This window comes from Nguyenibacter vanlangensis (assembly GCF_013376155.1).
Taxonomy (GTDB): domain Bacteria; phylum Pseudomonadota; class Alphaproteobacteria; order Acetobacterales; family Acetobacteraceae; genus Gluconacetobacter; species Gluconacetobacter vanlangensis.
This window is the reverse complement of the sequence record NZ_JABXXP010000129.1, coordinates 1-6344: the sequence shown is the minus strand read 5'-3', so window position 1 is coordinate 6344 and position 6344 is coordinate 1. Positions and strand designations below refer to the sequence as shown.

Genomic DNA, 6344 nt, shown 5'->3' with positions numbered 1-6344 from the left:
ATCGGTTCGGGCCGGGCGTGCATGGAAGGCGCGATCGCCGGGTCATGTCCCGTCGCCGGCACCGGCCCAGCGCTGGCGCGACGAAAACGTCCCGGCCCGCGCCGCAGCAAGCTGGCCGCTCTCGCGAACAGGGTGATTTTATCACCCCCCGAAGTGGTCGCGGTAATCGCCCGGTGTTGTCGACAGACAACGAAGAAAACCACGCCGAAGGGTTTCCTCTGAACCGAATCCGCACCGTTCGGCGATGCGCTTGATGGGGAGGGCGGTTTCGGCCAGCAGGCGACAGGCAGCCTCCACGCGCAATTCCTCGACAGCCCGCAATGGTGTCCGGCCCGTGGCCCGGACATAGTGTCGGCTGAAACTGCGTTCGCTCATGCCTGCCTGTTCAGCCAGACGTGATAATGTCAGGTCGCTGGCGAGATTCGTCGCCATCCAGCTATGCAGAGTATCGAACCTGCCTCCGTCCATCTGCAGGGCGAGCAGCGTGCTGAACTGGGCCTGACCGCCAGGACGTTTGAGAAACACGACCAGATCTCGTGCCACCGCCAGCGCGACATCGCGTCCAAGGTCGGATTCCACCTGAGCCAGGGCTAGATCGATCCCGGCCGTAACGCCGGCCGACGTCCATATCGTGCCGTCCCGAATGAAAATCGGATCGGGCTCGACGCTTATGGCGGGAAAGCGCTGGGCCAGTTCGGCGCAGCGCGACCAATGCGTGACGGCACGCCTGTTGTCGAGCAATCCTGCCTCCGCCAATAGAAAGGCGCCCGTGCAGATCGAGGCCACGCGCCGGGCCGCTTGTGCGCGATTGCGCAGCCAGTTCACCAGAAAGGGGTTGGCGGCGGCCTCATTCACACCGATCCCGCCTGCGACCAGGAGTGTGTCGACGGGCAGGGTCATGGGCGGCAACGGTTGCGCCACCAACCCCAGTCCGGAGGAACTGGTCACGACCGATTGCGCCGCGATCATGACCGGGGCGTAAAAAGCGGCCGCACGGCCGGAATGTCTGACGGCGATATTCGCGGATCCAAAGACCTGAAGCGGACCGGTGACGTCGAGCAGTTGCACGTTCGGAAAGGCCAGGATCTCGACACGGCGAGGGTGGTCTATGACGGCCAAGTTTGGCGGAAAATGAGGATCATCTGGTATGGCCGCCGGATCCTGCACCGGTAGAGTGATTTCATTCAACCATAGAAAGACATGATCACCATGGCGCTGCGTATTGGATTGATGCTGTTTCCACGGGTACAGCAACTGGATCTGACCGGACCCTATGAAGTTTTTGCCATGCTTCCGGATTGCCAAGTCGATCTGGTGGCACGAACCATGCAGCCGGTGGCGACCGCAACCGGGCTGACCCTGATGCCGACGACAACATTTGAGACGTGTGGCGCCTATGACGTCCTGTGCGTGCCGGGCGGGGTGGGAATTACACCGCTGCTGAAAGATGGGGATGCCTTGGATTTCGTGCGACGACAGGCTGGGACGGCACGCTATGTCACGTCCGTCTGCACCGGTGCGCTATTGCTGGGCGCTGCGGGATTACTGCGCGGGCGGCGCGCCACGACGCATTGGAATGCACTGGATCTGCTGCCGCTCTATGGAGCCGAGGCCGTTCGTGAACGGGTCGTGCAGGACGGGAACCTGATTACGGGAGGCGGGTTACGGCGGGGATCGATTTCGCGCTGACGCTGGCGGGAGAAATTTTCGGACATGAGGCCGCGCAGGCCGTTCAGTTGCAGTTGGAATATGCCCCGGCTCCCCCGTACAATGCCGGGACGCCGGACGGTGCGCCCCTGACGGTGGTGGCGAAGGTTCGTGCGCGACTGGAGGGGGTACGGGCGGAACGAGAAGATATCGTGCGACGGAGCGCGGCTGACAGTTGTTGAATAGATATTGTTCATTACATCTTTGCATATGAGGTGTTTACCGCTCTCGCCAACATCAAGAACGCCAGAAGGTCCGCAACGGCCAGACAAGCCACCCCGATTGTCGACGCAGCAAGTTGCGTCACCGGAAAGCAGGATATCGAGAGCGAACCCGACAATTGGATGACCAGATATGCACTCTCACCCGTTGGGCGGGATGAATGCCCAAGCGGCCGGCCTGCCGGACCAAAAGAATGGTCTCGCAACAGAAACGGCCACACTCGACCTCCGGAACGAACACCGACCGGCCCCGACATCTGAAAGCCGGACGGCGTTCGAACTGGGCCATGGGCAAAGGGTCAGAACGCCAGGGACAGCGTCCCGGTTACGTTGAAGCGCGGATAGAGGTAATAGGTCGGCGAACCACTGGCGGCAATCATGCTGCCACGAACGCCGCGGGTAGCGATGGCATTATTGTTCAGCCCGTTGACGCCCGTGCGAACGAACCCGCCGCCCAGATTGTTGAAGTTCAGCCGGAACGTCGGCGCCTTGACGAACCCGAAGGACGGGAAGTGATAACCGATCGCCAGCGAGTCCGTGACGAAACCCGGCATCTTCTCGTCATTCATGAAGGTCGCGTACTGAGAGGACGTGTAATGAACGCCGACATTCCCGAAGAATTTTCCATCGTCATAGGTCAGCCCGAAATTCGCCAGTACGTGCGGCGCCTGGACCGCCGTCTTGCCCTTGGTGGGCAGGTAGTCGGCAATCGTCTGGCCGTTCGCGAGCACCCCTGTCGCCGGCAAATTGGAATCCATGGTCGCGTCAAGATATTCGACCGACGCATAGGGGCTCCAGTGATGGAACGGATGCCCCGCAATCATCGCATCGAAGCCGCGCGCCGTCTGGTTGCCAGCGTTGATCGTGGAGCCGATGGACTGGTTGTTCACATAGACGTTTGTCGAAACCAGGCGATCGGTGATCGCATAGTTGAAGAATTCCAGGTCGGTCATGAAATAACGGTTATCGTAGCGCCAGCCCAGCTCTTCCTTGATGGAATATTGCGGCTTCGCGTTATAGGGATTCCCGATATATTTGCCGGTTTGCGCATCGAAGACCTGTGACAGCGATCCTGGATCCGGCATGCGATAATCGCCTTCGGCGTTCACATAGATCTGGTTATGCGTGTCGATCTGATAGCCGAGGGAAAGCTGCGGCAGCGGCACGACGAAATTGCTCTGGACCATCGGCGCCGTGGACGCGAAATTCTGGCTCCAGCGGTTGATCATCGAGACCTTGAAGCCCGCAGTCACCACAAGCTTCTTGTTGAAGAATTTGGACGTATCCTGAAGGAACAGGGAATGATTCTTCCATCCGGAATCACCCTGGTAAGGCATATACCGGGAGCCGTCCTGAAAGAGCCCGGTGGACGCCGCATACGGGAACGGCTGCTGCCCGGTCGCGGACAGGACCGAATAGCGATTGACGACCTGGTTGTCCTGATAGTCGAACCAGTATCCGAGTTCGATGTGATGCTGCTTGCCGATATCGTAGTTGAGCTTGGCGACGGCCCCCGCATGCGGACGGAAGACGCTGTAATAGGACGCAGCCGGCACATGGCCGCTCAGGGCATTCCCATCCGCCCCCAGCGTCACGGGCGTGACGTCGGCGTTAAACAACGTGCCGTTATAGGTGTAGCCGCCGTTATAGACGTAATAGGGCTTGAAATCGAACGAGAAATTATATGGCAGATGCAGGTGGACCGGCGTCGTGATGAAGACCTGGTCCCACATATTTCCATCAAGGCCGCCGTACGTCGAAGGATTCGACGGATCGTAGGTCGCCTGGTAGTTGTAGGTTCCAAGCCCGTGCTTCTTGTTGAAGAACTGGCTGGCCGTCGGGTAGAGAGGCGCCGCGGTGAACTGATGATTCCAGGAGACGAAAACGTTGACGGAGGACCCGTCATCGAAATCCTTCACCGCGCCGAAATCGAGATGACGCCGCTCGTTCGTCCAGGGACCGGTCCAGTTCCGGGCATGCTCATGCGAGAACGAGAAATAGCCACGAATACCGCTATTGCCGATGTCACCGCTTTCGACGCGCATGAATTCACGCGACAGATTGTTCGTACCGTACGAAAAATCCATCAGGCCACCGAACTTATGTCCGGGCGTATAGGTCTGCGCATCCATGACGCCGACCGCGGCAGACGTTACGGGCAGTTCGATCGCGGCCGACCCCGGGGTCACCGTAACATGATCCAGATCTTCGGAATCGACATTCTGGTTCAGATAATAAGCGGTTGCGACGGGAACACCGTTGAGCAGGATGCCCATGTCGGAATCGGTCAGGCTGCGGCTGTTGATCTGTCCACCCAGAATACCCGAGGAATCAACGGTCGAGACACTGATGCTCGGCAGATTCTTGACAAGGTCCAGTGCCGTATTCGTCGGACTCTGCATTTCGATATACTGCTTGGTCACGGTCTGCACCGAATGCGGTGCGGTTTCGTGACGCATCATGCCGCCGCCGCCGGAATGGAAGGCGGAAACACTGATTTCTTCCCCGGGCTTGGGCGCCGGCGCCGAGGGTGCGTTCTTATGCGCACTTATCGCAGCAGATCGCCGCGCCTGAGGCGCGTCCGCCTGCGACGCCACAGGCAACATAACGGCACAACCTCCCAGCATTGTTGCCGCGAGCAAGCACACACGAAATCTCTGATCCACCACTCTATCCCCCGTATTTCAAGATTTCAGAGCGCAGCCCAGTGATGCGCCCCGCATGCAAGAAGCTGCCCCGACCACCCCCCGGTCGATCGGTAGCAGTGCCCCTGGGGGGTTATCGCATCCGACGCGATTGCGACTTTTCCCAGTGCTTGCACCATTGGATCACCAGCGCGACAAAGAATCGTCACACGGTGCGGGATCGAAATATGCTGACGTGGAGATGAATTTAGAAGCAGAAAAAACTCAGCGAACCGTTGCGTTAAATGCTACGCCCCTTGCGTTTCCGCCGCGCCCGGATTCGCCTAAGACGTCGCGACAGAGTGTTGCAACGATCTGTCGCAAAGGACGCCCGGAAGGGATTATCCCCCGAGCGATGATCGACGCGGGATGAATCGAATGGATCAAGTCGAACAGCATTCCACTACCAACGCCTGGTTGAACCGGACCTTTCGTTTGCCGGCACGCCGCACGGCGGCAATTTTCCCGAACCCATCCCCACGGCATTCATTTCGCCATCCGCGCGCCCTCATCGCGCGCATCGGTATGGCGAGGCGGCCTGGCTGCCCCCTTGCATCAGGCCTTGCATTCGGGTCATTGTCGGGTCGTTCGACCCGGATGGTTGATCGGCGTTCGGTGCGGGCGGATATCAAACAAAACGAGGTCAAGGGGCCGACGGCCCCTTGCAAGTTCAGGTAGAGCCCGAATACCCCCGTCAGAACGGCGCCAATGGGACATGATCGCGATAGCGCTCCCAATGATCGAGGATTTCCGCGACCACCGGCGCGCCGGCCCGTTCATTGTTGTCGAACGCGACCGCCTGGCCCGGCCCCTCGTCCCCCATGGATTGGGTTACGTCGGTCCCCGGTGGCGGCATGGAGAAATTGGAGCCCGATCGCAGCACCATAATCCGGTTCGCATCCACGAAGCCCAGTGAGGCCAGGGTACGCATTTCACCCTGACGGGTCTGGCTTTCCTCGTTCGTCATCACGAACAGGCCCTGTCCCTTCGTCCAGAGCTTCACCCAGTTCTCGGCCCAGCGATTGCGCGGCGCGCCATGCCAGTAGCGTTTCGCCCCCAGCGTCTCGCCCATCAGGACGGATGGCGGCTTCTGCGCCGCCGGGAAGCCCACCCAAGCCTTGCGACGTACCGCGACCTCCGGATCGTCGCTCAGCACGACGGTGCGGCTGATCCGATAGGCCCAGCGTGCCAGCCCCTGGTTCAGCGGATAGGCCTTGCTCAGTTCCGCAACATCGTTCACCGACCCGTAATGATTGGGATTCGCGGGCAACGTGTCGGGGCGCGAGGCGCCTATCGCATACAGCCCATAGGGCCAGTCCTTCGGGATCGTGCGGTCGTCGATCTCACGCAGCGCGTCGCCGTCGACCACCCAGCGCGCCCAGGCGACACTGCCGACTGAGGCGACATTCGGATCGACGCCCGAAATCCCGGTGAACAGCCAATAGGTGTGATGAAAGTCGAAGCGTGGATCGAGAACGAATGCCACAAGGTCCGTCACCCCATGGCGCAGGACGACTCCATACAGTCCCGCCTTGTTGCGTCGAACGACATCTGGCGCACCCCGAACCGATACCTTCTCGTCAAGGTGTTCCCGCTCCACCCAATTCTGATACTCGCCCGGCGCGTCGCCGCGATCCGCGCCATTCTCCCAATTGGCAACGACAACGAACTTCACCTCCTCCGCCGCGTGCGCCGGGGCCGGGGCCGGGGCCGGGGCCGGGGCCGGGGCCGG

The 6344-nt window shown here is 60.5% G+C and carries 4 protein-coding genes; 1 reads left to right on the top strand and 3 read right to left on the bottom strand.

From position 1 onward, the window contains the following. Positions 1-141: 141 nt before the first annotated feature. Positions 142-1167 (bottom strand): GlxA family transcriptional regulator, encoded by a 1026-nt coding sequence (locus HUK84_RS08505; RefSeq protein ID WP_176639917.1) that lies wholly within the window; start codon positions 1165-1167, stop codon positions 142-144. A 33-nt stretch (positions 1168-1200) separates the two neighbouring features. Here HUK84_RS08505 and HUK84_RS08500 point away from each other — a divergent pair, with 33 nt between their 5' ends. Then, the gene (locus HUK84_RS08500) at positions 1201-1689 is read left to right on the top strand and encodes a DJ-1/PfpI family protein (RefSeq protein WP_246285554.1); all 489 of its coding nucleotides are present in this window, start codon (positions 1201-1203) and stop codon (positions 1687-1689) included. 538 nt (positions 1690-2227) lie between these two features. Here the strand turns inward: HUK84_RS08500 and HUK84_RS08495 are convergent. Together HUK84_RS08495 and HUK84_RS08490 are read right to left on the bottom strand one after the other, a co-directional pair. Continuing rightward, entirely contained in the window at positions 2228-4390 is a 2163-nt protein-coding gene (locus HUK84_RS08495) for a TonB-dependent receptor (protein ID WP_246285553.1), read from the bottom strand. Between the two features lie 916 nt (positions 4391-5306). Further along, positions 5307-6287, bottom strand: a complete 981-nt coding sequence (locus tag HUK84_RS08490; protein WP_176639916.1) for a purine nucleoside permease — start codon at positions 6285-6287, stop codon at positions 5307-5309. Between the last annotated feature and the right edge of the window lie 57 nt (positions 6288-6344).